Here is a 24,872-nt window from a genome sequence, read left to right as displayed (position 1 = left end):
GGTCAGCGGTCAGCGGTCAGCGGTCAGCGGTCAGCGGTCAGCGGTCAGCGGTCAGCGGTCAGGCTGTGATGGCCGGAGGCCGGTGTCCAGCCGGGAAGGGAGGCGTGGCAGGGTTTTGTAAGAAGCCGTGACTTCGACGCGGTGAAAACGCCGGCCGAAGCCGGCGACCTGCCGCGGTGGAGGAAGGCGCTACCCGGAAAACGCGAGCACCGGCCCGATGGCTGTGCCTTGGACGCAGCAGGGCTGGCACAGGTGGGCTCGCATCGGCCGATGGCCATCGCAGAGTCTCGGGAAGCGGTTGCCCATGCGCGGCAGAGCGGTGTGGGACAGCAGGAAGGCCTTACCCCGAATGATGCAGCGTCGCCAGAAACCGCGGGTCCACGCTCCGCTGGGCGAAGGTCGGCCCTTCCGTCAGGATGGAGACCGCATCGTGGCTGTGCAGGCTCTCCTGATGACTTGCCGCGACCCGGAAATCGCCGATCCGCGCATCGCCCAGCAGCCGCTCCGCGAAGGAACGCGCCGCATCCTCCACGAAGATCGGGTTGGCGGCGTTCAGCTCCGCGAAGGCCTGCTCGTCCTCGCGCTTGACCATCACCTGCGTCTCCGTCGGCACGGCGGCGCGGCAGATGTCGATCAGATCCTCGAACCACAGCGTCCGCCCACCCGCCAGCGCCACGGAAATCCGTGCGACCGAACGCTGCGAATGCGGCGTCGCAAGCTGCCCCCGCACCTGGCGCGCGTGTTCAGACAGCTCAAGCGAGCAGGGGCAGGTGGAGGAATAGACATAGTCGAGATGCACGAACCGCTCCCGCCGCCCATCCGTTTCGATCATCTCCAGCGCGATGTCGTAATACTGGTAGCCCTCCAGCCCGGAGCGGAGCGCCTTTACCCTTGCCGGAAAGGAGAAGCGCATCATCAGCCGCGCGTCGCAACTGCCCAGATCGGCCTTGTAGTCATCCAGCACGGAGGACATCACCTCGAAGCTGAAGCTCCGCTCGGCATGCGCGTAGAAGCTGCGCATGATGCGGGACATGTTGATGCCCTTCTTGCCGGAGGCGAGGCTCACCGTGCCGGTGACGGACGTCTCAAGGCTGATCTCCCCCCCCGCGCGCAGCCGGTAACGGATGGGAAGGCGGAAGTTGGAGATGCCGACCTGCTGGATCGGCCGATGCGCCCCCACGATCAGGCTGGACGGGCCGTTCTGCAAATCGGGCAGCGTGGCGCGATAGGCCTCGTCGGCGACGAAATCCGCCGGATAGCTGCGGTTGAGGTCGGGATAGTTCGCGACCTCGCGCCCCGGCAACAGGCGCGCGATGGCGGGGTCGAGCGTCGCGACCTCCTCGGGCGTGGCGAGCGCCGCCCAGCTCCGCAGCAGATCCAGCGCGGCTTTTGCCTCCTCCCGGTCAGGGGCGGCGGGCGTGAGGTCGGGTTTCGTCGGCGCGTTCATCCTGTGGCTCCGGATCGTTGTCTCGGCGCGCGGGGCCCGCGCTGGCGTCTGTTCTGGCATAAGGTCTGACACGCACCACCGGCTGCGGGCCTTTCCCGTGTCAGCAAAATGGGGCGCGGGCAGGCCGATTTCCAGCCCGGCCCGCCCCCATACCAAGGTCGTATCAGGCCGCTTCCAGTGCCTTCATGACATCTTCGATCAGGTCCTGCGTATCCTCCAGCCCGATGCTCACCCGCACCAGCCCCGGCCCGATACCCGCGACAGCACGCGCCTCATCGGTCAGGCTGGAATGGGTGGTCGTTGCCGGATGCGTCACAAGGCTCTTGGAATCACCGAGATTGTTGGTGATCGTGAAGATCTTCAGCGCGTTGAGGAAACGGAACGCCGCCTCCTTCCCGCCCTTCAGGTCGAGCGCGAGGAGCGTGCCGCCATTCGGCATCTGCCGTGCGGCGAGCGCATGTTGCGCATGGTCGGCAAGGCCGGGATAGATCACATGGGCCAGCTTGCCGTGCCCCTGGACCGCCTCGGCGATCGCCCTGGCGGAGTCGGCGGCGGCGCGCACACGAAGGTCCAGCGTCTCGATCCCCTTGAGCATCACCCAGGCGTTGAACGGGCTCATCGCGCCGCCCGTGTGCTTCAGGTAAGGCTCCACCGTCTTGCGGATGAACTCCTTGGAACCGAGGATCATGCCGCCCAGACAGCGCCCCTGCCCGTCCACATGCTTGGTGGTGGAGTAAACGACGGCATCCGCCCCGAGCGCCACGGCCCGCGACTCGAGCGGCGTGGCAAAGACGTTGTCCACCACGACCAGCGCCCCCACGCGATGCGCGATCCGGGCGATACCGGCGATATCCATGACCTCGAGTGTCGGGTTGGAGACGGATTCGAAAAACACGGCCTTCGTTCCGGGACGCACCGCGGCCTCCCATTCCGCAAGGTTCGTGCCATCGACCAGCGTGACCTCCACCCCGTAACGACCGAGAACGTTGTTGAGGATATAGAGGCAGGAGCCGAAAAGCTGCCGCGCCGCCACGACATGATCCCCGGCCTTGAGCAGCGACACCAGCGCGCCGTTGACCGCGGCCATCCCCGAAGCGGTGGCGAAGGCATCCTCCGTCCCCTCCGTCGCGGCCATCCGTTCCTCCAGCATCCGCACGGTCGGGTTGCCATAGCGGGCATAGATGAACTCGTCCGGCCCGGTTTCGATGAACCGCGCCTCCGCCTGTTCGGCACTGTCGTAAACGAAGCCCTGCGTCAGGAAGATGGCCTCGGCCACCTCGCCATACTGGCTACGCCGGGTGCCCGCGTGAACCAGTTTCGTGCGGCTGTTCCAGTTGTTCATTCTTCACGTCTCCACGTCTCTCGCCCGGAACGGGTGTCGGAGACCGGGAGCGGATCCGCGGATGACCTACACCTCTTTAGCGGCTTGTTTAACGTGGCCCGCAATCCGGTAACAAATCGCCACGCCCGTTCGGATAAGCCTCCCCGGCTGCGACGTCAACACCTGCCGGGCGGGCTTGCATCGGATAGACGGCGCGCGCAAACATTCTCGAATCGAAAAAGGAGCGTGAGTCATGCCGGGACCGATCCAACTCTTCTACTGGCCCACCCCCAACGGCTGGAAGATTTCCATCGCGCTGGAGGAGATGGACCTGCCCTATGTGGTCAAGACCGTGAACATCGGCGCAGGAGACCAGTTCAAGCCGGAGTTCCTTGAGATCTCCCCCAACAACAAGATGCCCGCCATCATCGACGAGGACGGGCCGGACGGAAAACCGGTGTCCGTGTTTGAATCCGGTGCGATCCTGCAATACCTCGCCCGCAAGACCGGCAAGTTCTACGGCACGACGGAGCGGGACAGGCTGACCGTTGACGAATGGCTGTTCTGGCAGGTCGGAGGACTCGGCCCGATGGCGGGTCAGGCGCATCACTTCCTGAAATACGCCCCCTCCATGGATCCGCCGAACGACCTGCCCTATGCCAAGGACCGCTATCGCAACGAGGTCGCGCGGCTTTACGGCGTGCTGGACCGCCAACTGGCCAAGGCGGAATTCGTGGCGGGGGATTTCTTCTCCATCGCCGACATGGCGATCTGGCCCTGGGCCATCGGCTGGGAAGGCCAGCAGCAGACGCTGGACGACAAGCCGAACCTCGCCCGCTGGCTGGAGACCGTGGGCAAGCGGCCCGCCGTGAAGGCCGGCCGCGCCATCGCCGCCGACCGGAAGACCGACATCGCGCAGGACCGCAAGGCGCAACAAGTGCTGTTCGGCAAGCGCGACTGACCCTTCCGCGGCCGGGGATCTGGGGGCCGAGTATCACAGCGCTGGCGATCAGCGGGCCGCGGATCTGAAGGCCGAGTATGAGAGGGCCGGGGAACTGAGCGGCGATCAGAGGGCCGGGATCACTCCCCCGGCTCTTCCTCCCGCACCGCGTAACGCTCGAACAGCTTGCCCTGCGTGATGAAGAAGGCAAAGACCGCGAGCGTCAGGCCGAAGGTCTTGAAGTTCACCCAGACCTCGGTGGAAAGCGTCCGCCAGATCACCTCGTTCGCGACCGCGATGAGCAGGAAGAACACGAAGACGCGGCGGGTGAGGATCATCCAACCCTCCTCCCGCATCGGCACCACCTCATCCATCAGGAAGCGGAGGTAGGATTTGCCCTGCAACAGCCCCACCCCCAGCACACCCGCGAACAGCAGGTAGATGATGGTGAGCTTCATCTTGAAGAACCGCTCGTCGTTCAGCCAGACCGACAGCCCGCCGAACACGGTCACCAGCACCAGCGTCAGCACCTGCATCCGCGACAGATGCCCCGTCAGCGCCCAGAGGATCGCCGTGCAGACGATCATCACCGGGATGAAGGCCGCCGTCATCAGGATGAAGCCGTCATAGGACGTGCCGCCGATGACGAAACTCTGGTCCTTGATCCGCATGTAGCCCACGAAGAACAGCAGCACCGGCCCAAGCTCCAGCGCGAGCTTCAGCCACGGGTTGATCTTTCTCACAGCCATCGGCACCTCCGTTCGGGCGGCAAATTGCGCGTTCGGGCGGGGCAATGCAACGTCAATGCACCGCCCCCACCTGCACAAGCACGGCACCTGCGGCGATAAGCAGCATGAGCGCCGTGCGCGCCGGCCCTACCTTCTCGCCGAGCATCAGCCATCCGATCAGCGCGGCGAAGGCGGTCGATGTCTCCCGGAGCACCGCCGCCTGCCCGACATCGCCGATCCGCGTGGCGATCATGATGGCGCCAAAGCTGAAGAACGCCGTCACCGCCCCTATCAGGCCGAGCCTGATGAGCGGGCGGGCCTCTCCGGGCCGAATGGGATACCACCTGCGCCGGATGACGAGCGGGAAGCTCAGCCCGTCGATCAGAAAGAACCACGCCAGAAAGGTGAAGGGATCGGCGGTGGAGCGGATCCCGAAGGCGTCATAGGTGGTGTAAAGCGCGACGAACCCGCCCGTCGCCACGGCAAAGCCCAGGGCGGACACCAGCGTTTCGCGGTTCAGGACGATCGTCCGCAGGTTGTAGAAGGCAAGCCCGAAGATCGCCCCCACCAGCACCAGAACGCCTGCGAACTGCAAGGGCGCGAAGACCTCCCCGAAGAACAGATAGGCCCCGAGCACCGCAAAGAGCGGCGCTGCGCCCCGCACCACCGGATAGACGACCGTATAGGCGCCGCGGGCATAGGTCGCCGCCTGCAGGAACTTGTAGGCGAGGTGAATGACCAGCACACCCGCGAAGATCGGCCACATGTGCGGCTCAGGCCATGGCACGACGAACAGCGCAAAGGGCGCGGCCATGGCCGCCGCCGTCAGGTCGATCACCGCGCGCGATTTCCACGGGTCCGCCCGCTGCCCCTTCTGCAACGCGCCGAACACCGCATGGAGGAGCGCGGCCAGAAGCGCGAGCCCCATGGAGATCTCCTGGCCGAGCGGCGTTCCCGCGATGCTGACGAGCCATTCGCTCATTGCCACGCCGGGAACCGCAACCGGCTCCCCCCGCTTGTAGCAAAGGGAAAAAAGGGGGCGATCATGCTGGCCGTGCTGAAGGAAGAACTGTCCGCGCCATTCGAGGCATTTCCGATGGAGGTGGCGGTTCTGCGGTTGCTGGCCGCCGTGACGCTGGGGGGTCTCATCGGTTTCGAGCGGGAGATCAAGGAAAAACCGGCCGGGCTCCGCACGCATATGATGGTCGCGCTGGCCGCCTGTCTGTTCACCCTCATGGCCTTCGAGATGGTGCAGGTGGAGGCCAAAGGCAGCGGCGCCTCCATCCAGGCCGACCCGATCCGCGCCATCGAGGCCGTGACGGCGGGTGTGGCCTTCCTTGCCGCGGGCACGATCTTCAGCCAGAGGGGGCGGGTCAACGGGCTGACGACGGGGGCGAGCATGTGGCTCGCGGGGGCGGTCGGCCTTGCCTGCGGGGCGGGGCGCATCCCGCTTGCCGCCCTCGCGACGCTGGTGACGCTCATCGTGCTTTGGCTCGTCCGTCTCGCTTCGCGCCGGATCGGGGCGGTGGAACGCGGCGACCACGCCTGATCTTCCCTCGACCGTCGCTGTCGCGCGCATCGGCGCGGCATCGGACGCTGGCCGTTTCTCACCGGTCAGCCTCTCACCGGCCAGCGGGCCCGGCGGCTCCCGGATCGCGCCGGAGAGCGATCACGCCTCCGCCCCGGTCAGGGCGCGCGCGAAATCCTCCGGGTCGAACGGGGCGAGGTCGTCTATCTGCTCGCCCACGCCGATCGCATGGATCGGCAGGCCGAACTTGTCGGCCAGCGCCACGAGCACGCCCCCGCGTGCCGTTCCGTCAAGTTTGGTCATCACGAGGCCGGACACATCGGCAAGCTTTCGGAACGTTTCCACCTGATTCAGCGCGTTCTGCCCGGTCGTCGCATCGAGAACGAGAACGGTATTATGCGGCGCGGAGGGGTCCTTCTTGCGGATGACCCGCACGATCTTTGCCAGCTCCTCCATCAGGTCGGCGCGGTTCTGAAGCCGGCCGGCGGTGTCGATCATCAGCAAGTCCGCGCCCTCCGCCTCCGCCTTGGTCATGGCGTCGAACGCGAGGCTCGCCGGGTCCGATCCTTCGGGCGCCGTCAGCACCGGCACACCGGCACGCTCCCCCCAGACCTGCAACTGCTCGACCGCCGCTGCGCGGAAGGTGTCGCCTGCGGCAATGACCACCTTCTTGCCCGCTGCCCGGAACTGCGAGGCGAGCTTGCCGATGGTGGTGGTCTTGCCGGAGCCGTTCACGCCGACGATCAGCACCACCTGCGGTTTCTTCGGATAGAGCGGCAGGGGCCGCGCCACCGGCTCCATGATCCGGGCGATCTCATCAGCCAGCGCCGTGCGGATCTCGCTGGCGGACATGCGGCGACCCATACGTCCTTCGGCGATATTGGCCGTGACGCGAAGCGCGGTCTCAACTCCCATGTCGGCCTGGATCAGCAGCTCCTCAAGGCTCTCCAGCATCGCGTCATCCACGACGCGGCGCGGCTCCTCCACCCGCGCTTCGCGGCCGAACAGCCGGCCGACCAGACCGGGCCGTTCCGGCGGAATGGAAGCGGGCGGCTCAGGCGCCACATCGACCGGCAGGACCGGCAGGACCGGCGTCGCGGCAAGCGGCAGGGCGGGCGGCGCGGAAGGGGATGTCTGCGCGGCAGGCTGGGTTTCTGCCTCCGCGGCCGGAGCCTCTTCCACGAGGGCATCGATCCCCTGCTCGATCCGGCTCGATGATCGCGTGAGCCGTTCCTTGAGCTTGCTGAAGAAGGACATGGGCACTCTCCCCGCGATTGCACCGGCGATTTCACTGGGCCTTTCGGCTTTTCTCTCAGCTAAAGCAGACGGACGTCAGTTGAAAGACCCGCACCCCCCGAAACCAGCCCGAAGGCTCTTTCCCCTCCCGTTTCGGAGCGTGAGCGGCTAGATAACCGGGATGACCGACGCTTTCCTCCCCCGGCTCCGTGCCGCAATCGCCACGCTGCCACCCGCACAGCGCGTCGCGCCGGTGGCGGTGGATGGCAGGCGCTACTGGGTGAAGCGGCGGGAGCATTACAACAGCCTGAAGCTCCGGCTGCAGAAAGGCGATGCCGCGCGCGCCTTCGAGCGGGAGCGCCGCGCGCTTCATGATCTGGGCCGGCTCGGGCTGCCGGTTCCGCCGGTGGTCGATGAAGCGGAGGATTATTTCGTCACCCCCGACAGCGGTGTGCCGCTGGCGAAAATCCTTCGCGACAGGCTTCTTGCGGAGGAGGAGCGGATGGCGGCCTTTCGGGCCGCGGCGCGCGCGCTCCATGCCTTCCACGCAGCCGGAATCGCGCATGGACGCCCGAACCTGCGCGACATGCTGTGGGACGGGGAGCGCATCACGCTCATCGACTTCGAGCGCTATGCCCCCCGCAGGAACCGCCGGATCAACATGGCGCTCGATCTGCTGATGTTCGTCTTTTCCGCCTATGTCGCGGCGGAGGGCGAGCGCCCGGAGATCGACGCCGCCATCGCGGCCTACCGGGAGGAGGACAGCATCGGACTGTGGCCTCTGGCGGGGCGTATCGCGCGTATGCTGGGCTTTCTGACGCCACTGACCGCGCCGCTCCGCAGGCGCAGACCCCGCTCGCGCGAGCTTGCCGCCCTGCCGCTGACGCTCCATCGTTTCAGCGCGGAGACGTGAGGAAACAGGGACTGGCCAGACGCCGGTCGATCTGTCACCGTTCGGAGGTGCCCCCCACTTCGGAGGTGACCCCGACGAGGTTCCGATGCGCCTTCTGCTCTCCGCTCTCGCCCTTGGCCTTGCCGCCCTGCCCGTGCTCTCGGCCACGACGGCCGAACGGCCCATGTCGGCAGAGGCGTTCGAGCGGTATTCGACGGGCAAGACACTGACCTATGGCGCGAACGGCGCGCCCTATGGCATCGAGCGCTATCTGCCGGGGCGGCAGGTCGTCTGGGCCTTTGTCGGGCAGGAATGCCGCTACGGCCAGTGGTATCCCGCCGGGGACGAGATCTGTTTCGTCTATGAAAGCGATCCGCTTCCGCAATGCTGGGTCTTCTACGCGACGCCGGGGGGCCTCCGCGCCCATTTCAACGGGGATCCGAACGGGGAGGATCTGGTGGAAGTGAACCAGAGCAACGACAACATGCCCTGCCCCGGGCCGAAGGTGGGAGCCTGAGTCCAGCCATCGGACACTGGCCTTGCGAGCGGACACTGGCCCTGCGGGGTTCCGTCTCATCCTCTGCCGGACGGATGACCGGTCCGGAACTCCCCGCCTGGAATGACTGCGCTGTCACCGGTCGGTCACGCGCCGCTTGCGGCGGGCTGCGCCCTCCCCTAGCCTCCCGCGCGAAGAGGAGAACGACATGACCAGAACCCCCGGTTTCGACACGCTGCAAGTCCATGCGGGCGCGAACCCCGATCCCGCGACCGGTGCCCGTCAGGTGCCGGTCTATCAGACCACCGCCTATGTGTTCCGCGATGCAGATCACGCAGCGGCGCTCTTTGGCCTTCAGGAGGTGGGCTACATCTATTCCCGCCTGACCAACCCCACGGTCAGCGCGCTTCAGGATCGGGTGGCGGCGCTTGAGGGCGGTGCGGGCGCGGTCTGCTGCTCCTCCGGCCATGGCGCGCAGATCATGGCGCTGTTCCCGCTGATGGCGCCGGACAAGAACGTTGTCGCCTCCACCCGGCTCTACGGGGGAACGGTCACGCAGCTTACCCAGACGATCAAGCGGTTCGGCTGGTCCGCCAAGCTGGTGGATTTCGACGATCTGGACGCGCTGCGGGCCGCGATCGACGAGGATACCCGCGCGATCTTCTGCGAATCGATCTCCAATCCCGGCGGCTATGTCACCGATATTCCCGCGGTGGCAAAGGTGGCGGATGAGGCCGGGCTGCCGCTCATCGTGGACAACACGCTCGCCACGCCCTGGCTCTGCCGCCCCATAGAGATGGGCGCGACGCTGGTCGTGCATTCGCTGACGAAATACATGACCGGCAACGGCACGGTCACGGGCGGGGTCGTGGTCGATTCGGGCAAGTTCGACTGGTCGGCGTCTGACAAGTTCCCCTCGCTCTCCGCGCCGGAACCCGCATATCACGGACTGAAGTTCCACGAGGCGCTGGGGCCGATGGCTTTCACCTTCCACAGCATCGCCGTCGGTCTGCGTGATCTTGGCATGACGATGAACCCGCAGGGCGCACATTACACGCTCATGGGGATCGAGACGCTGAGCCTGCGCATGGCCCGGCACGTGGAGAACGCACGGAAGGTCGCCGCCTGGCTGGAGGCCGATCCCCGCGTGGAGGTCGTGACCTATGCGGGGCTGCCGTCCTCCCCCTGGTATGAGCGGGCGCAGCGGATCACGCCCCGTGGCGCGGGGGCGCTGTTCACCTTTGGCGTGAAGGGTGGCTACGAGGCCGGGGTGAAGCTGGTGGACAGCGTGAAGCTGTTCAGCCACGTGGCGAACCTTGGCGATACGCGTTCGCTCATCATCCATTCGGCCTCCACCACGCATCGGCAGCTCACCGATGCGCAGCGGGAGGCCGCAGGCGCCGGGCCGAACGTGGTCCGCCTGTCCATCGGGATCGAGGATGCCGACGACCTGATCGCGGATCTGGATCAGGCCCTCAGCGCCGCGGTGGGGTAACGCCCGGGCAGCCAGCGCAAACGAAAGGCCCGGACAGGTTGTCCGGGCCTTTTCCCTGTGTCGCGCATCCTTGTATCGCGGGGCCTACTGTCCCAGACGGAAAACCATCGTCACATTCGCGTTCACGCTGACCTCACCCTCTGCCAACGGGACGCCCGCGCCGCTGTCCGCGCTCATGCGCATCATCGGGCGCGGCTGCTGGCCGGTGAAGCTTTCGGTCAGCGACTGAACCGGGCCGAGCGCGACGCCCGCCGCCTCCGCATAAAGATGCGCGCGTGCGATGGCATCGGCGACGGCGGCCTTGCGCGCAGCATCCGCGTTGGGTTTGGGATCGGACAGCCCGAACCGCAGCCCCTGGAACGTGTTCGCCCCGTTCCTGACGACGGTATCCAGCACGCTGCCCAGCTTGTTCAGATCCCGCACCGTCACGCTCACGTTGTTGGCGGCGACAAATCCCACGACCTTCGGCTGGCCCTGCTGGGGCTGCTCCCAGCGGGGCCCGAGCGTCAGGTCGGAGGTCTGCATGTCCTTGGCGGCAATTCCGGCCGCCTTCAGCGTCTCAAGCATCTTCGCGGTCGCGGCGGTGTTTTCGGCCAGCGCCGCATTCGCGCTGTCCCCCAGGGTCTCGACCCCCAGCGTCACGGTAGCCATGTCGGGGCGGGCGCTGACCTCTCCCTCTCCGTTCACGGTAATGGTCGGATAGGTCATCTGTGCCTCCTGCGCGGCAAGCGGCGTGGCCGCGAACGTCATGAGCATGGCGAGAGTGGTGAACCGCATGATATGCCTCCTTTTTCCTCTGCTGTGGCGGGGCGTCGCACCGCTGACAAGTGAACTCTCCGTGTTCCTACCCCTAGCGTGCGCGATTTCCCGCTATACCCCATGCTGATGCCACTGCATAATCGCAGCGGTCCGTCTTTCGTGGTAGGTGCGTTCCGATGAAGCCCAGTTTCACGCTCGAACTTGCCGCCGACGGCATCCGTCTTTTCCACCGCACGCCGCTTGGCTGGCGAACGGTCGGGGCCGTCGGTCTGGGCGATCCCGACCTCGGCCAGAAGGTCGCGGCACTCCGCAGCACCGCGCTTGGCATGGAGCCGGGCGTGCTGACGACGCGTCTTGCGATCCCGAACGACCAGATACTCTATACGCGCGTCATGGCCCCCGGGCCGGATGCCGCCTCCCGCCGCCGTCAGATCCGCGCGGCGCTGGAGGGGATGACCCCCTATGCGCCGGAGGAGCTGGTTTTCGACTGGACCGGCGACGGGCGGGAGGTGCAGGTCGCCATCGTCGCGCGGGAGACGCTGGAGGAGGCGGAGGCCTTCGCCGCCGATAGCCGCTTTGCGCCGGTGGCCTTCGTGGCGATACCGCCGCAGGGCCAGTTCAATGGCGAACCGTTCTTCGGCCAGACCCATCTCGCCCCCGCGCTGCTCGGCCCGGAGGAGCGGGTGGAGCGTGAGACCGTACCGATGCGCCTTCTCGACCGGCGTCCTGTTCCGGGGGAGCCGAAACGGCCGCCCGACGCCGCGCCGACGGCTTCCCCGGGGGCGCAGCGGGCGGTGCAGGGCTCCGAGGCGATGGCGGTGGATGCGCCGGGCTCTGTCGGGGTTCTGTCAGACCATGTGGAGGAGGGTCGGGAAACCCACCCCCCTGCCCCCATGGCGGCCGAACCGCCGCCGCTCGATGCGGATGTGGCCGCGCTCGCCGCGCCAGCCGCCACTGTTCGGCCGACCGCGCCGCGCCCCGATCTGCCCCCGCAGGAGAGCGTCCGCCATGTCAGCCCGCCGCTTCAGGGCGCCGCCAGCACGTCCCCTGCGACGGATGCGAAGAACACCCTGCGTGCGCCTGCGAGGGAGCGGACACGCATGCGGCGCGGACTGATGCTCGCCCTTGGGCTTCTGGTGCTTATCCTGCTTGTCCTGCTCGGGTCTGGCCTGTTTCTGGGTGACCAGCGGACGAGCCGCGCCGGTCAGTTCGACTTTGTCGGTGCCGCGCACGCCGGCACCCTCGCCGCTCCGACTCGCCCTCTGACGGCGCAAGCGGCGGAGGCGGAGACCCTTCGTGGGCTTCTTGCACGACACCGTCCGGCCATGCTCGGGGTGGCTTATCCGGTCGGCCCGCGCCTCGCCCTGACGGAAGCACCACGCCGCCGCACGGGGGCGCAGATCGACGCCACCCGGCCGAAAGCGCGCCCCGGCTCCCGCCCGATAGCCGCCACACCGGCGGCACCGCGGAACATGGCCAGCAACGATCCTGCCCCGAAACTGTCCTCGCATCGTCCGATGCCGAAGCCCGCAGGCATCGCCGCGCGTGGCCAGGCCGCAGCCGAGGCAGAGAACCCCCCCGTCGCGCTCGCCGTCGATCGGCCCCGTTCGAGACCAAGGAATTTTGCGCCCGCCATCGCGGTCGCCCTTGCCGCAGCCGTGGCGGAACCAGCCGCCCCGGCGCGCGCCGCCGTCGCAGCCCCCCCTCAGCCGCAAATGACGCCGCCCGTCGTTGCTGCGGCGCGCCAACCGGTCGTGACCAGAAGCCCTCTGGCTGCAGCCACAGAATCTGACGATGAACCGGAACCACAGGTCGTGACACCCAGAATCCCCACCCGAGCCTCCGTTGCCAAGCAAGCCACCATCACTAAAGCGATGAACCTGCGCGATGTTAATCTGCTTGGCGTGTTCGGCACATCGTCGAACCGCCGCGCCCTCGTTCGGCTATCCAACGGACGGTTGCAGCAGGTGAAGGTGGGAGACCGGTTCGACGGGGGTCAGGTGGTGGCCATCGGGGCAAGCGAGCTTCATTACGTGAAGTCGGGGCGTGGCTTCGTGCTCGCCATGCCCAAGACCTGATCAGCTCCGCGCGAGCAAACGCCGCAAGGCCTCTGCCACAGCCGCCGGATGCGTGATGGGCGCCATATGGCCCGCGCCCGGAATCGCCACGACCTCCGCATCGGGAAGGCGCGCCGCAAGCCGGTGCACGATCTCCGGCGCGAGGGGCGCGGATGCGGCCCCATGGATCAGCGTTACGGGCCGGGCCAGCCCTTCCAGCCGCCCCGGTCGGAGCAGGCCTGCGGAATCCTCGGACAGCGCCCCCGATGTCGCGGGAATCACCTCGATACGATCGACGATGTAGCGCTTCATCCGGTCGGGCAACCACTCCCATGCCATGCCCGCACCCCAGCGCGACATGAAGGCGCGGGAGGCCTCTTCCCTGTCGCCCCGCCCCCAGGCCTCTGCAAAGGCCCGGTTGTCAGCTACGGGTCCGCCACCCGTCACCGCGGCGAACAGCACCGGCTCCACCAGGGCGAGGCTCCGCACGAGTTCAGGGGTCTCCAGCGCCAGACGAAGAACAAGCGTGCCGCCGAGCGAGTGGCCGACCAGATCGACCGGCCCGCCCCTGCCCGCCGTCAGCACCGAACGACGTAGCGCATGCGTCGCGACATCGTGATAGTCGCCAAGGCCGGGGGCCCACCGCCAGCTTCGCCCGTGCGAGGGCAAATCCACGGCAGTCATCGCGCAGAGGTCATCCAGATCAGCAGCGACACCGCTCCACGCTCCGCCATGGGCGAGCGAGCAATGCGCCAGAACGACTGCCCGGGGGCCGCTGCCCCAGCTTCGCGTGGCAAGCGGCGCTCCGCGGTCCACCATGTCGGCCACTACAGCCGCCCCGACAGATGCGCGTCGAGGTCGGAGAGCCGGTCCTGCCCCCAGAACATCTCCTCGCCGACTATGTAGAAAGGAGCGCCGAAGACGCCCCGGGATACGGCTTCCTCCAGATTTCTCGCATAGGTTTCCGCTCCCACCAGCAGGCCCTTGTCGGCCAGTGCGGCGTCAAAGCCGTGGCGGGAGAGTTCGTCGCGGATCACGTCATCCTCCGCGATGTTCCGCTCCTCCGCCCAGCAGGCGGCGCAGAACCCGTGAACGAGACCTCCCAGATCGCCTCCGCCAGCAGATTGCGCCGCGATGATCGCATAGGCGGAAGGCGCGGCGTTCACGGGCCAGAAGCGCGGCTGGAGATGGATCGGCAGCCCGGCCTTCGCCGCCTGCCGCCGCAATTCCTGCAACCGGTAGGCCTGCCGCGCCGGGTGACGTTGCGGCAACGCCAGCCCGCCCGTGCGGGGGAACAGACCGCCGAGATCGACCGGTTTATAGGCGATGGTCGCGCCGTGGCGGGCGGCGATCTCTTCCAGGCGCAGGCCCGCGAGGTAGGTATAGGGCGAGGCCGTCGAAAAGAAGTAGTCGATCTGCGTCATGAACCGTCCCCCCGCGTGTTGGCGCGAGCGTAGCCCGGTGATAAGCGGTGTCAATATCGCGAATCCGGCCTCCCGCCGATTGTAGCAAGGATCCCGTCATGGCTGCCATGAATGAGCCGAAACTGATCTCCGGCAACGCCAACCGCTCGCTCGCCTCTTCCATCGCACGTCGCATGTCGATGCACCGCGGCATGACCGTCGGGCTCGTCGATGCGCGGGTGGAGCGCTTCAACGATCAGGAAATCTTCGTCGAAGTCTATGAGAACGTCCGTGGCGAGGACATGTTCATCATCCAGCCGACCTCCAACCCGGCGAACGACAACCTGATGGAGCTGCTCATCATCACCGATGCGCTCCGCCGCTCCTCCGCCGGACGGATCACCGCCGTGGTCCCCTATTTCGGCTATGCCCGGCAGGATCGCCGCACCAAGGCGCGCACGCCGATTTCCGCGAAGCTGGTCGCCAACCTGCTGACCGAGGCCGGGATCGAGCGCATCCTCACGCTCGACCTGCATGCGGCCCAGATTCAGGGCTTTTTCGACATCCCGGTGGACAACCTCTATGCCGCCCCGGTGTTTGCTCTGGATGTGGAGCACAATTTCCGCGGCCGGATGAACGAGATCACCGTGGTTTCGCCCGATGTCGGCGGCGTGGGCCGCGCGAGGGAGCTCGCCCAGCGGATCGGCGCCAACCTCGCCATCGTGGACAAGCGGCGCACCAAGCCGGGTGAGGTCGCCGAAATGACCATCATCGGTGAGGTGGAGGACCAGATCTGCCTTATCATCGACGATATCTGTGACACGGCCGGAACGCTGGTGAAGGCGGCTGACCTGCTTCTGGAGAATGGCGCGAAGGAGGTCCACGCCTATATCAGCCACGGGGTGCTGTCCGGCCCCGCGGTGGAACGGATCACCAATTCCGCCATGAAGAACCTCGTCATCACCGATTCCATCGAGCCGACGGCGGCGGTGAAAGCGGCGCATAATATCCGCATCGTGCCCACCGCGCCGATGTTCGCGCAGGCGATCCTGAACATCTGGAACGGGACATCGGTGTCCTCGCTGTTCGACACCAATACGCTGGTGCCGATCTATGAGGGCATGTATCCGCGCTGACGGCGCGGCCTTCGGGAGAGGGATCGGACCGCGCTTCGGCGCGGTCTTTTTCATGCCGGTGAAAGGTTTTTATACCGGTGAAGGGCTTTCATGCCGGCGAAGGCTGGCGCATGAAAAAAGCCGGCATCGCTGCCGGCTTTCCCGCATCTCATGGAGCCGCCGCTCAGTGGCGGATCAGATCCTTCAGCGCCTTGGTATCGGCGACCAGCTTTTCCGTATTCGCCTTTTCCTCGGGCGGCGCGCTGTCGGCAAGGCTCTCCGCCTCGAGCACCAGTTGGTCGATCACGCTGGAGGTCACCTCCGTAATCGGGATCGCCTTCTCCGCCAGCACAGAAACCGCGCCCGCGTTGATCTCGGCAAAGCCCCCGGTAACGACGAAACTCGCCGCGCCTTTCGGACCTTCGACCCGGACGATGCCGGGACGAAGCGTGAGGATCAGGGGGGCGTGCCCCGGCATGGCCGTAAGCTCTCCCTCCGATCCGGGGATGGTGACCGCCGTGGCGGCAACGGATGTCAACATCCGCTCCGGCGCCACGAGGTCGAACTGCATCGTATCGGCCATGTCAGCTCCCTCAGGCCGCGGCCGCAGCGAGACGCTCGGCTTTCGCCTTCACTTCCTCGATGTCGCCGACCATGTAGAAGGCTGCTTCCGGCAGGTGATCGTATTCGCCCGCGACGACCGCCTTGAAGGAGGCGATGGTCTTGTCGAGCGGAACCTGCACACCGGGCGAACCCGTGAACACCTGCGCCACGTCGAAGGGCTGCGACAGGAAGCGCTGGATCTTCCGGGCGCGGGCCACGGTCAGCTTGTCCTCCTCCGACAGTTCGTCCATCCCGAGGATGGCGATGATGTCCTGCAGCGACTTGTAGCGCTGAAGGATCCCCTGCACGGCGCGGGCGGTGTCGTAGTGATCCTGCCCCACCACCTGCGGATCGAGGATCCGGGAGGTCGAGTCGAGCGGGTCCACCGCCGGGTAGATGCCCAGCTCCGAGATGGCGCGGGACAGCACCGTCGTCGCGTCGAGGTGGGCAAACGACGTCGCAGGTGCCGGGTCGGTAAGGTCGTCGGCCGGCACGTAGATCGCCTGCACCGAAGTGATGGACCCGGCGCGGGTCGAGGTGATCCGCTCCTGCAGCGCACCCATGTCGGTGGCGAGCGTCGGCTGATAGCCCACGGCGGAGGGGATGCGGCCCAGCAGCGCCGACACTTCCGAGCCCGCCTGGGTGAAACGGAAGATGTTGTCGACGAAGAACAGCACGTCCGAACCCGACTGGTCACGGAACTGCTCCGCGATGGTCAGACCGGTGAGCGCCACGCGGGCACGGGCACCCGGCGGTTCGTTCATCTGGCCATAGACCAGCGCCACCTTGGACTCTTCGAGCTTGTCGATGTTGATGACGCCCGATTCGATGAACTCGTGGTAGAGGTCGTTGCCCTCGCGCGTCCGCTCACCCACGCCGGCGAACACGGAATAGCCCGAGTGCACCTTGGCGATGTTGTTGATGAGTTCCTGGATGAGCACCGTCTTGCCGACGCCCGCACCGCCGAAGAGGCCGATCTTGCCGCCCTTCGCATAGGGGGCCAGCAGGTCGATGACCTTGATGCCGGTGACGAGGATCGCCGATTCCGTGGACTGGTCCTCGAAGTCGGGCGCGGGCTGGTGGATGGCGCGGCGCTCGGTCGCGTCGACCGGACCCTTTTCGTCGATCGGCTCGCCGATGACATTCAGGATGCGGCCGAGCGTGCCGTCGCCGACGGGCACCGAAATCGGTGCGCCGGTATCGCTCACCGGCTCGCCGCGGACGAGGCCTTCCGTCGCATCCATCGCGATGGTGCGCACGGTGTTCTCGCCAAGGTGCTGAGCCACTTCCAGAACGAGGCGCTTGCCGTTGTTGGTCGTCTCCAGCGCGTTCAGGATCGCCGGGAGCGCGCCGTCGAACTGCACGTCCACGACAGCGCCGATGACCTGCGTGACTTTGCCTTGTGACATTGGTTACTCCGGTCGTTAGAGCGCTTCGGCGCCCGAGATGATTTCGATAAGCTCTTTGGTGATCGCAGCCTGCCGGGAGCGGTTGTACTGGATCGTGAGCTTGTTGATCATGTCCCCCGCGTTGCGGGTCGCGTTGTCCATCGCGCTCATCCGCGCACCCTGCTCCGAGGCTGCGTTCTCAAGCAGCGCCGTGAAGATCTGGGTCGCGATGGAACGCGGCAGCAGATCGGTCAGGATACCTTCCTCGGACGGCTCATACTCATAGAGCGACGAGGCGGATGTGGCGGGCGTTTCCTCGAACGAGGCGGGGATGATCTGCTTCGCCGTCGGCACCTGGCTGATGACCGACTGGAAACGGTTGTAGAAGATCGTCGCCACGTCGAATTCGCCGTTCTGGAACCGTGTCATGATCTGACGCGCGATATCGTGGGCATTGACGTAGCCGAGTTTCTTTACCTCCGACATATCGACATGCCCGACGAGATACTGCCCGTAGTCGCGGCGGAGCTGTTCGCGCCCCTTCTTGCCCACGGTCAGGATCTTCACCGTCTTGCCCTGCCCGATCAGCGTGTCGGCACGGAGCCGCGCCAACCGGACGATGGAGGAGTTGAAGGCACCGGCAAGGCCACGCTCCGAGGTCATGACGACCAGGAGGTGGACCTTGTCCTGCCCCGTTCCGGCGAGCAGCCGCGGCGCGCCAGGCGAGCCCGCGACCGACCCGGCGAGGCCCGCGATGACCGAATTCATCCGCTCCGCATAGGGGCGGGCGGCTTCGGCGGCTTCCTGGGCGCGGCGCAGTTTCGCCGCCGCGACCATCTGCATGGCCTTGGTGATCTTGCGCGTCGACTTGACGCTGCTGATCCGGTTCTTGAGGTCCTTTAGGCTCGGCATCTATCCGTCCCTGCTCCCCCGCCCTTAAGCGAAGTCTTTGGCAAATTCAGTGATCGCGGCCTTGATCTTGGCTTCAAGCTCGTCCTTCACCTTGCGGTCGTTGACGGTGATGTCGTCGAGCAGCGCGCGGTGATTGGTGCGCAGATGGCCCAGCAGGCCCTTCTCGAAGGCACCGACCTTGCCAACCGGGATCGAATCCAGGAAGCCATGCGTCCCCGCATAGATCGCGCAGACGATCTCCGCGTTGGTCAGCGGCGAATACTGCGGCTGCTTCATCAGCTCCGTCAGGCGGGAACCGCGGTTCAGCAGCTTCTGCGTGGAGGCATCGAGGTCGGAGCCGAACTGGGCGAAGGCCGCCATCTCGCGATACTGCGCGAGTTCCAGCTTCACCGGGCCCGCGACCGATTTCATGGCATTGGTCTGAGCAGCCGAGCCGACGCGCGACACCGAGAGGCCGGTGTTCACCGCCGGGCGGATGCCCTGGTAGAACAGTTCCGTCTCAAGGAAGATCTGACCGTCGGTGATGGAGATCACGTTGGTCGGGATATAGGCCGACACGTCGCCCGCCTGGGTTTCGATGATCGGAAGCGCCGTCAGCGAACCGGCGCCAAAGGCATCCGACATCTTCGCCGAGCGTTCCAGCAGACGGGAGTGGAGATAGAACACGTCGCCCGGATAGGCTTCGCGCCCCGGCGGACGGCGCAGCAGCAGCGACATCTGACGGTAGGAAACGGCCTGCTTGGAGAGGTCATCATAGATGATGAGCGCGTGACGGCCGTTGTCGCGGAAGAATTCCGCCATCGCGGTCGCCGAATAGGGCGCGAGATACTGCATCGGCGCGGGATCGGAAGCGGTCGCGGCGACGACGATCGTGTATTCGATCGCACCGCTCTCCTCGAGCTTCTTCACCAGCTGCGCCACGGTCGAGCGCTTCTGCCCGATGGCGACGTAGATGCAGTAGAGTTTCTTGGATTCGTCGGAACCGGCAGCCTCGTTGTAGGACTTCTGGTTCAGGATGGTGTCGAGCGCCACGGCGGTCTTGCCGGTCTGACGGTCGCCGATGATGAGCTCCCGCTGACCGCGGCCGATCGGGATCATCGCGTCGATCGCCTTGAGGCCGGTGGCCATCGGCTCGTGCACGGACTTCCGCGGAATGATGCCGGGAGCCTTCACATCGGCCACGCGGCGCTCGGAGAAGTTCAGCGCGCCCTTGCCGTCGATCGGGTTGCCGAGACCGTCGAGCACGCGGCCCAGCAGCCCCTCGCCCGCGGGCACGTCCACGATGGATTTCGTGCGTTTTACGGTGTCGCCCTCGCGGATGCCGCGGTCGTCACCGAAGATCACGATACCGACGTTGTCGACTTCGAGGTTCAGCGCCATCCCCTGGATGCCGCCGGGAAACTCGACCATCTCCCCCGCCTGCACGTTGTCGAGGCCATAGACCCGGGCAATCCCGTCGCCAACCGACAGGACGCGGCCGATTTCCGCCACTTCGGCTTCCTGGCCGAAATTCTTGATCTGCTCTTTGAGGATCGCGGAGATCTCAGCAGCTTGGATACCCATTATCCGACCTCTTTCATTGCATTCTGGAGTGCCGAGAGCTTCGAGCGGACCGAGGTGTCGATCATCTTCGAGCCCAGCTTGACGACAAGACCACCGATGAGCGTGTCATCCACGGTCGTATTGATCAGAACCTTGCGCCCGTCCGCCTTGGCGGTGAGCACGGTTTCGAGACGTTGCACCTGATCCTCGGTGAGCGGCTGGGCGGAAATCACCTCAGCAGTCACCTCGTTCTTGGCGCGCTTGATCATGTCCCGAAGCTCGGTCACGAACTGGGGGAGCGTGAACAGCCGCCGATGATCCGCCATGAGGCCCAACGTGCGCGACATCACATCCGTGAGACCGGCCTTGCCCGCGACGGCCATCACCGCATTCTTCTCCGCGTCGCGCGAGTAGAGGGGCGAGGTAATCATGGTTCGGAAATCGGCGCTTTCCTTGAGAATCGCGTCGAGAGTGCCGATATCGGCCTCCAACGCATCAAGCGCGTTCTGCTCTTGTGCCAGTTCGAAGACGGCCGTCGCATAACGCGCGGCGATACCGTATGAAATCGAAGCAGGTTCGGCCACGTCCACCCTTCCGATGCTGTGACCCCTCACCGGCGCAGTGCGGGAAAAGCACGCGGGTCCGGGGCCGTCCAAGGCGCACGCACGGCGCGGCCCAAATCCGGGGTTGCGTGTAGCAGACCCCTTCCGCGCTCGCAACCGTGTTGGACCGACGGAGACACCCACAAAAGGCTTATTTCGGGCCTTTAGCGCCAACATCTGGCAAGGTTGCCACAGCTCTGTGCAACCTGTGACTTAAGCGGGCTCCGCGCCTGCGACGGGACCGGGCTGGGTTGCCCCCTCCAGCACGCGGAGCGGCCGGCGGACCATCTGCCGCAGGCCCGGACGGGTGGGGGCATAAACCTGCTTCGACGCCTCCACGATATGTACGCCGCCCGAAAAGACGGACGAAAGCCGCCGCCCCGTCCCCTCCCAGAAGTCTGAGGTGCGCAACCAGAATCGCCGGGGAGATGGCGGGGTGTAAAGCGAGGTGACGTAGCGTTCGGGAGTGAAAGCGTGGCGCTTGAGCTGCGACTCCAGCTGGCGGAGCGAATAGGGACGGCCGAAACCGAAGGGTGTCGAATCCGTCCGGGACCACATGCCGGACCGGTTGGGCACGACGAAGATCGCACGCCCCCCCGCCCCCAGCACCCGCCAGCACTCCTCCAGAAGCTCGGACGGGTAGTCCGTCGTCTCCAGCCCGTGGAGCAGGAAGAGCTTGTCCGCGATGCCGGTGGGGAGCGGCCACTGCGTCTCCTCGCAAAGCACGGAGACGTTCGCCTCCCCCCGCGGCCAGGACATCACGCCCTGCTGACCCGGCATCAGTGCGACAATCCGACGCGCCTTGCCCATGTAGGGTCGCAGAAGCGGCGCGGGAAAGCCGAATCCCACCACCGTCTGGCCCTGAGCCTCCGGCCAGAGCTCAAGGAAGCTCTGCCGCAGGCTCCGCTGCGCAACCCGGCCGAGGCCGGTGCGGTAATAGAAATTACGCAGTTCCAGCGCGTCCAGGTGCATTGTCTCCGCGGTATCAGCGATTAGCTTGGCCATGACCCGCAAGATAGCCGAGCCGCAAGGAAACACCATGACCCTCGACATCATCACCATCCCCTGCCTGAGCGACAATTACGCCTACCTGCTGCACGACGCCGCGACCGGCGACACCGCCGTGGTGGATGTGCCGGAAGCCGCGCCGATTCTCCGCGCCCTTGAGGAGCGGGATTGGCGGCTGGGCACGATCCTCCTCACCCACCACCATCCCGATCACGTTCAGGGGGTCGATGAGCTTCGGGCCGCCACGAATGCGCGCGTGATCGGCGCCGCCGCCGACCGACACCGGCTCCCCGCGCTCGACACCGCGGTGACGGAGGGCGACACGGTTCGGGTCGGCGGAGAGGACGGCCGGGTGATCGATGTCTCCGGCCATACCGTGGGACATGTCGCCTTCCATTTCCCGCAGACAGGGGCGCTCTTTTCCGCAGACAGCCTCATGGCCTGCGGCTGCGGGCGGCTTTTCGAGGGAGCGCCCGCTATGATGTGGGAAAGCCTGACGAAGCTCATCTCATTGCCGCCCGAAACGCGCGTCTATTCCGGTCACGAATACACGACGGGCAACATCGCGTTTGCGCTAACCATTGAACCTGAGAACGGAATGCTTAGATCGCGACAGACCGAGGTGGCGGCTCTGCGTGCGCGAATGCAACCGACCGTACCCTCGACGCTCTCGGAAGAACTCGCGACCAATCCTTTCCTGCGGCCCGGCGAGGCCGGCATCAGACGCCAGCTCGGGTTCGGGAGCGATGCAGAAGATGCGGAAGTTTTTGCCGAAATCCGGCGCAGAAAGGACGCATTCTGAGCGATTCCGGGACGACCGGTCATCCGGTCGGGACATGGGAGGAGCCTTTCCGATCACATTTGTCGCAACTGCGCGCGGATCGGGCGGAATCTCACAGAAAAAACTTGAAGCGCGGCCTCGAACACCGAACTTTAAGGATATGGGGACACGGTTGGAGCGGGGTCCGCCCCACCTCCGACCCTCAAGGACAGGAGCACGGCCCGTGCCTTCTTTTTCGACCACCCTCGAGCAAGCAATCCATGCTGCGCTGGCGCTGGCCAACGCGCGGCGCCACGAACTCGCAACGCTGGAGCACCTGTTGCTGGCGTTGATCGACGAACCCGACGCCTCCCGGGTGATGAGGGCCTGCAGTGTCGATCTTGAGGAACTCCGCCGGACGCTCACCGACTTCATCGACGATGATCTTTCGACCCTCGTGACCGATATCGAAGGCTCGGAGGCGGTGCCGACCGCGGCCTTCCAGCGCGTGATCCAGCGTGCGGCGATCCATGTCCAGTCCTCCGGCCGGACAGAAGTGACGGGGGCGAATGTCCTTGTCGCGATCTTTGCCGAACGCGAATCGAACGCGGCCTTCTTCCTGCAGGAGCAGGACATGACCCGTTACGATGCGGTCAACTTCATCGCCCATGGCGTAGCCAAGGATCCCTCCTTCGGCGAGACGCGCCCGATCACCGGAACCAGCGATCATGAGGAGGAACAGAACACGTCGTCCCAATCCGGTTCCACCTCGGGGAATTCCGGGGGTGAGTCGCGCGAATCCGCGCTTGCGAAATATTGTGTTGACCTGAACGCCAAGGCGCGGAAGGGCGATGTCGATCCGCTGATCGGCCGGGAGGGGGAGGTGGAGCGCTGCATCCAGGTGCTCTGCCGCCGCCGCAAGAACAACCCGCTTCTCGTGGGGGATCCCGGAGTCGGCAAGACCGCCATCGCCGAAGGACTCGCCTGGAAGATCGTCGAAGGGGAGACGCCGGACATTCTGGCCTCTGCCACGATCTTCTCGCTCGACATGGGCGCGTTGCTCGCCGGAACCCGCTACCGGGGGGATTTCGAAGAGCGCCTGAAGGCCGTGGTCAAGGAGATGGAGGATCACCCCGACGCGATCCTGTTCATCGACGAAATCCATACAGTGATCGGCGCGGGCGCCACCTCCGGCGGCGCGATGGATGCCTCCAACCTGCTGAAGCCCGCGCTTCAGGGGGGGCGGCTGCGCTGCATGGGCTCCACCACCTACAAGGAGTTCCGCCAGCATTTCGAGAAGGACCGGGCGCTGTCGCGGCGTTTCCAGAAGATCGACGTGAACGAACCGTCGGTGCCCGACACGATCAAGATCCTGATGGGCCTGAAACCCTATTTCGAGGAGCATCACGACATCCGCTATACCGCGGATGCCATCAAGACGGCCGTGGAGCTGTCCGCGCGCTACATCCATGACCGGAAACTGCCCGACAAGGCGATCGACGTGATCGACGAGGCAGGTGCCGCTCAGCACCTGCTGCCCGAGTCACGCCGCCGCAAGACGATCAACGCCAAGGAAATCGAGGCCGTCGTGGCCAAGATCGCCCGGATCCCCCCGAAAAGCGTCTCCAAGGACGATGCAGAGGTGCTGCGCGACCTGGAAAAGACCCTCAAGCGCGTGGTCTTCGGTCAGGACAAGGCGATCGAGGCGCTCTCCTCCGCGATCAAGCTGGCCCGCGCGGGCCTGCGGGAGCCGGAGAAGCCCATCGGCAACTACCTGTTCGCGGGTCCGACCGGCGTCGGCAAGACGGAGGTCGCCAAACAGCTCGCCAATACGCTTGGCGTGGAACTGCTGCGCTTCGACATGTCGGAATACATGGAGAAACATACGGTTTCCCGGCTGATCGGCGCGCCTCCGGGCTATGTCGGCTTCGATCAGGGCGGCATGCTGACCGACGGCGTGGACCAGCATCCGCATTGCGTGCTGCTGCTGGACGAGATGGAGAAGGCGCACCCGGATGTCTACAACATCCTGTTGCAGGTGATGGATCACGGCAAACTCACCGACCACAATGGCCGGCAGGTGGACTTCCGCAACGTGATCCTGATCATGACCTCGAATGCCGGGGCCTCCGAACAGGCGAAGGCGGCCATCGGCTTCAACCGTGACCGTCGCGAAGGTGAGGATACGGCAGCCATCGAGCGGACCTTCACGCCGGAATTCCGCAACCGTCTGGATGCGGTGATCTCCTTCGCACCGCTGCCGCGTGAGGTGATCCTGCAAGTCGTCGAAAAGTTCGTTCTGCAACTTGAAGCCCAGTTGATGGACCGTGGGGTGCATATCGAACTGACACCAGCCGCCGCTGACTGGCTGGCCGAGAAGGGCTACGACGACAAGATGGGCGCGCGTCCCCTCGGTCGGGTGATCCAGGAGCACATCAAGAAGCCGTTGGCGGAGGAGTTGCTCTTTGGTCGGCTCGCCAAGGGCGGCGTGGTCAAGATCGCGGTCAAGGACGACACCATCGCCCTGGAGATCGAGGAGCCGTCGCGCCCCCGGCTCACAGGCAACAAGCCGCCGCTTCTGACAGCGGAATAAGCCCGATCTTCATGAAAGGCCCCGCTGTGCGCAGCGGGGCCTTTTCT

At 65.9% G+C, this 24,872-nt stretch carries 23 protein-coding genes and 1 riboswitch; of the genes, 9 read left to right on the top strand and 14 right to left on the bottom strand.

The window, feature by feature from the left end:
- Positions 1–340: 340 nt before the first annotated feature.
- Both folE2 and metZ read right to left on the bottom strand, forming a co-directional pair.
- Positions 341–1,447, bottom strand: coding sequence for a GTP cyclohydrolase FolE2 (folE2, locus tag RT513_RS04150; protein WP_290690891.1), 1,107 nt, complete (start codon positions 1,445–1,447; stop codon positions 341–343).
- A 163-nt stretch (positions 1,448–1,610) separates the two neighbouring features.
- Positions 1,611–2,789 (bottom strand): O-succinylhomoserine sulfhydrylase, encoded by a 1,179-nt coding sequence (gene metZ / locus RT513_RS04145; RefSeq protein ID WP_088214329.1) that lies wholly within the window; start codon positions 2,787–2,789, stop codon positions 1,611–1,613.
- 55 nt (positions 2,790–2,844) lie between these two features.
- A riboswitch (SAM riboswitch) is annotated at positions 2,845–2,922 on the bottom strand.
- Between the two features lie 99 nt (positions 2,923–3,021).
- On the opposite strand from metZ, the gene RT513_RS04140 reads away from it, so the two are divergent.
- Positions 3,022–3,729: a glutathione S-transferase N-terminal domain-containing protein gene (locus RT513_RS04140; RefSeq protein WP_290690888.1), complete on the top strand. Its 708-nt coding sequence runs from the start codon at positions 3,022–3,024 to the stop codon at positions 3,727–3,729.
- 119 nt (positions 3,730–3,848) lie between these two features.
- Here the strand turns inward: RT513_RS04140 and RT513_RS04135 are convergent, their stop codons facing one another.
- Together RT513_RS04135 and RT513_RS04130 are read right to left on the bottom strand one after the other, a co-directional pair.
- Entirely contained in the window at positions 3,849–4,457 is a 609-nt protein-coding gene (locus tag RT513_RS04135) for an inner membrane-spanning protein YciB (protein WP_290690887.1), read from the bottom strand.
- A gap of 52 nt (positions 4,458–4,509) precedes the next feature.
- The gene (locus tag RT513_RS04130; RefSeq protein ID WP_290690885.1) at positions 4,510–5,418 is read right to left on the bottom strand and encodes an EamA family transporter; all 909 of its coding nucleotides are present in this window, start codon (positions 5,416–5,418) and stop codon (positions 4,510–4,512) included.
- Positions 5,419–5,481: 63 nt separating this feature from the next.
- Here RT513_RS04130 and RT513_RS04125 point away from each other — a divergent pair, with 63 nt between their 5' ends.
- Complete coding sequence (locus RT513_RS04125; protein WP_290690883.1) at positions 5,482–5,985, top strand: MgtC/SapB family protein; 504 nt, start codon at positions 5,482–5,484, stop codon at positions 5,983–5,985.
- Positions 5,986–6,105: 120 nt separating this feature from the next.
- Here the strand turns inward: RT513_RS04125 and ftsY are convergent, their stop codons facing one another.
- On the bottom strand, positions 6,106–7,221 hold the full coding sequence (gene ftsY / locus RT513_RS04120; protein WP_290690881.1) for a signal recognition particle-docking protein FtsY: 1,116 nt from the start codon (positions 7,219–7,221) through the stop codon (positions 6,106–6,108).
- 160 nt (positions 7,222–7,381) lie between these two features.
- On the opposite strand from ftsY, the gene RT513_RS04115 reads away from it, so the two are divergent.
- From RT513_RS04115 to RT513_RS04105, 3 genes are all read left to right on the top strand, one after another.
- Positions 7,382–8,113 carry a lipopolysaccharide kinase InaA family protein gene (locus tag RT513_RS04115; protein ID WP_290690879.1) on the top strand — a complete coding sequence of 244 codons (732 nt, stop codon included), beginning with the start codon at positions 7,382–7,384 and terminating at the stop codon, positions 8,111–8,113.
- An 85-nt stretch (positions 8,114–8,198) separates the two neighbouring features.
- Entirely contained in the window at positions 8,199–8,609 is a 411-nt protein-coding gene (locus RT513_RS04110) for a hypothetical protein (protein WP_290690877.1), read from the top strand.
- Positions 8,610–8,796: 187 nt separating this feature from the next.
- The gene (locus RT513_RS04105) at positions 8,797–10,083 is read left to right on the top strand and encodes an O-acetylhomoserine aminocarboxypropyltransferase/cysteine synthase family protein (protein ID WP_290690875.1); all 1,287 of its coding nucleotides are present in this window, start codon (positions 8,797–8,799) and stop codon (positions 10,081–10,083) included.
- A gap of 84 nt (positions 10,084–10,167) precedes the next feature.
- Here RT513_RS04105 and RT513_RS04100 read toward each other — a convergent pair whose 3' ends face one another.
- Complete coding sequence (locus RT513_RS04100; RefSeq protein WP_290690873.1) at positions 10,168–10,860, bottom strand: SIMPL domain-containing protein; 693 nt, start codon at positions 10,858–10,860, stop codon at positions 10,168–10,170.
- A 158-nt stretch (positions 10,861–11,018) separates the two neighbouring features.
- On the opposite strand from RT513_RS04100, the gene RT513_RS04095 reads away from it, so the two are divergent.
- Positions 11,019–12,920: a hypothetical protein gene (locus RT513_RS04095; protein ID WP_290690871.1), complete on the top strand. Its 1,902-nt coding sequence runs from the start codon at positions 11,019–11,021 to the stop codon at positions 12,918–12,920.
- On the opposite strand, the gene RT513_RS04090 is transcribed toward RT513_RS04095, so the two are convergent.
- Positions 12,921–13,718, bottom strand: a complete 798-nt coding sequence (locus RT513_RS04090) for an alpha/beta fold hydrolase (RefSeq protein WP_290690894.1) — start codon at positions 13,716–13,718, stop codon at positions 12,921–12,923. It abuts the gene before it with no gap.
- Positions 13,719–13,726: 8 nt separating this feature from the next.
- Positions 13,727–14,323 (bottom strand): 2-hydroxychromene-2-carboxylate isomerase, encoded by a 597-nt coding sequence (locus RT513_RS04085; RefSeq protein ID WP_088214318.1) that lies wholly within the window; start codon positions 14,321–14,323, stop codon positions 13,727–13,729.
- A gap of 98 nt (positions 14,324–14,421) precedes the next feature.
- Between RT513_RS04085 and RT513_RS04080 the strand changes: the two genes are divergently transcribed.
- Complete coding sequence (locus tag RT513_RS04080) at positions 14,422–15,438, top strand: ribose-phosphate pyrophosphokinase (RefSeq protein ID WP_035744902.1); 1,017 nt, start codon at positions 14,422–14,424, stop codon at positions 15,436–15,438.
- A 163-nt stretch (positions 15,439–15,601) separates the two neighbouring features.
- Here the strand turns inward: RT513_RS04080 and RT513_RS04075 are convergent, their stop codons facing one another.
- The 6 genes from RT513_RS04075 to RT513_RS04050 all read right to left on the bottom strand — a co-directional run bounded on the left by RT513_RS04075 (position 15,602) and on the right by RT513_RS04050 (position 21,436).
- On the bottom strand, positions 15,602–16,000 hold the full coding sequence (locus tag RT513_RS04075; protein WP_088214317.1) for a F0F1 ATP synthase subunit epsilon: 399 nt from the start codon (positions 15,998–16,000) through the stop codon (positions 15,602–15,604).
- 10 nt (positions 16,001–16,010) lie between these two features.
- The gene (atpD, locus tag RT513_RS04070) at positions 16,011–17,429 is read right to left on the bottom strand and encodes a F0F1 ATP synthase subunit beta (protein WP_290690867.1); all 1,419 of its coding nucleotides are present in this window, start codon (positions 17,427–17,429) and stop codon (positions 16,011–16,013) included.
- A gap of 15 nt (positions 17,430–17,444) precedes the next feature.
- Positions 17,445–18,320, bottom strand: a complete 876-nt coding sequence (locus tag RT513_RS04065; RefSeq protein WP_290690865.1) for a F0F1 ATP synthase subunit gamma — start codon at positions 18,318–18,320, stop codon at positions 17,445–17,447.
- A 24-nt stretch (positions 18,321–18,344) separates the two neighbouring features.
- Positions 18,345–19,883: a F0F1 ATP synthase subunit alpha gene (gene atpA / locus RT513_RS04060; RefSeq protein WP_290690863.1), complete on the bottom strand. Its 1,539-nt coding sequence runs from the start codon at positions 19,881–19,883 to the stop codon at positions 18,345–18,347.
- Positions 19,883–20,452, bottom strand: coding sequence for a F0F1 ATP synthase subunit delta (locus RT513_RS04055; protein ID WP_088214314.1), 570 nt, complete (start codon positions 20,450–20,452; stop codon positions 19,883–19,885). Before RT513_RS04055 ends, atpA begins: the two co-directional genes overlap by 1 nt.
- Before the next feature lie 225 nt (positions 20,453–20,677).
- Complete coding sequence (locus RT513_RS04050; protein ID WP_088214313.1) at positions 20,678–21,436, bottom strand: methyltransferase domain-containing protein; 759 nt, start codon at positions 21,434–21,436, stop codon at positions 20,678–20,680.
- Between the two features lie 67 nt (positions 21,437–21,503).
- Here RT513_RS04050 and gloB point away from each other — a divergent pair, with 67 nt between their 5' ends.
- A complete protein-coding gene (gene gloB / locus RT513_RS04045; RefSeq protein WP_290690856.1) occupies positions 21,504–22,274 on the top strand; it encodes a hydroxyacylglutathione hydrolase in 771 nt (256 codons plus the stop codon).
- Positions 22,275–22,476: 202 nt separating this feature from the next.
- The gene (gene clpA / locus RT513_RS04040; RefSeq protein ID WP_290690853.1) at positions 22,477–24,825 is read left to right on the top strand and encodes an ATP-dependent Clp protease ATP-binding subunit ClpA; all 2,349 of its coding nucleotides are present in this window, start codon (positions 22,477–22,479) and stop codon (positions 24,823–24,825) included.
- Positions 24,826–24,872: the final 47 nt, after the last annotated feature.

Source organism: Haematobacter sp. (assembly GCF_032102465.1).
GTDB lineage: Bacteria > Pseudomonadota > Alphaproteobacteria > Rhodobacterales > Rhodobacteraceae > Haematobacter.
The sequence above is the reverse complement of the archived record's forward strand: the minus strand, read 5'-3'. Positions and strand labels throughout refer to the sequence as shown.

What these genes read in the sequence shown, in the direction of transcription:
- folE2 (WP_290690891.1), bottom strand. Translation starts at nt 1,447, where the DNA reads ATGAACGCGCCGACGAAACCCGACCTCACGCCCGCCGCCCCTGACCGG.
- metZ (WP_088214329.1), bottom strand. Translation starts at nt 2,789, where the DNA reads ATGAACAACTGGAACAGCCGCACGAAACTGGTTCACGCGGGCACCCGG.
- RT513_RS04140 (WP_290690888.1), top strand. Translation starts at nt 3,022, where the DNA reads ATGCCGGGACCGATCCAACTCTTCTACTGGCCCACCCCCAACGGCTGG.
- RT513_RS04135 (WP_290690887.1), bottom strand. Translation starts at nt 4,457, where the DNA reads ATGGCTGTGAGAAAGATCAACCCGTGGCTGAAGCTCGCGCTGGAGCTT.
- RT513_RS04130 (WP_290690885.1), bottom strand. Translation starts at nt 5,418, where the DNA reads ATGAGCGAATGGCTCGTCAGCATCGCGGGAACGCCGCTCGGCCAGGAG.
- RT513_RS04125 (WP_290690883.1), top strand. Translation starts at nt 5,482, where the DNA reads ATGCTGGCCGTGCTGAAGGAAGAACTGTCCGCGCCATTCGAGGCATTT.
- ftsY (WP_290690881.1), bottom strand. Translation starts at nt 7,221, where the DNA reads ATGTCCTTCTTCAGCAAGCTCAAGGAACGGCTCACGCGATCATCGAGC.
- RT513_RS04115 (WP_290690879.1), top strand. Translation starts at nt 7,382, where the DNA reads ATGACCGACGCTTTCCTCCCCCGGCTCCGTGCCGCAATCGCCACGCTG.
- RT513_RS04110 (WP_290690877.1), top strand. Translation starts at nt 8,199, where the DNA reads ATGCGCCTTCTGCTCTCCGCTCTCGCCCTTGGCCTTGCCGCCCTGCCC.
- RT513_RS04105 (WP_290690875.1), top strand. Translation starts at nt 8,797, where the DNA reads ATGACCAGAACCCCCGGTTTCGACACGCTGCAAGTCCATGCGGGCGCG.
- RT513_RS04100 (WP_290690873.1), bottom strand. Translation starts at nt 10,860, where the DNA reads ATGCGGTTCACCACTCTCGCCATGCTCATGACGTTCGCGGCCACGCCG.
- RT513_RS04095 (WP_290690871.1), top strand. Translation starts at nt 11,019, where the DNA reads ATGAAGCCCAGTTTCACGCTCGAACTTGCCGCCGACGGCATCCGTCTT.
- RT513_RS04090 (WP_290690894.1), bottom strand. Translation starts at nt 13,718, where the DNA reads ATGGTGGACCGCGGAGCGCCGCTTGCCACGCGAAGCTGGGGCAGCGGC.
- RT513_RS04085 (WP_088214318.1), bottom strand. Translation starts at nt 14,323, where the DNA reads ATGACGCAGATCGACTACTTCTTTTCGACGGCCTCGCCCTATACCTAC.
- RT513_RS04080 (WP_035744902.1), top strand. Translation starts at nt 14,422, where the DNA reads ATGGCTGCCATGAATGAGCCGAAACTGATCTCCGGCAACGCCAACCGC.
- RT513_RS04075 (WP_088214317.1), bottom strand. Translation starts at nt 16,000, where the DNA reads ATGGCCGATACGATGCAGTTCGACCTCGTGGCGCCGGAGCGGATGTTG.
- atpD (WP_290690867.1), bottom strand. Translation starts at nt 17,429, where the DNA reads ATGTCACAAGGCAAAGTCACGCAGGTCATCGGCGCTGTCGTGGACGTG.
- RT513_RS04065 (WP_290690865.1), bottom strand. Translation starts at nt 18,320, where the DNA reads ATGCCGAGCCTAAAGGACCTCAAGAACCGGATCAGCAGCGTCAAGTCG.
- atpA (WP_290690863.1), bottom strand. Translation starts at nt 19,883, where the DNA reads ATGGGTATCCAAGCTGCTGAGATCTCCGCGATCCTCAAAGAGCAGATC.
- RT513_RS04050 (WP_088214313.1), bottom strand. Translation starts at nt 21,436, where the DNA reads ATGCACCTGGACGCGCTGGAACTGCGTAATTTCTATTACCGCACCGGC.
- gloB (WP_290690856.1), top strand. Translation starts at nt 21,504, where the DNA reads ATGACCCTCGACATCATCACCATCCCCTGCCTGAGCGACAATTACGCC.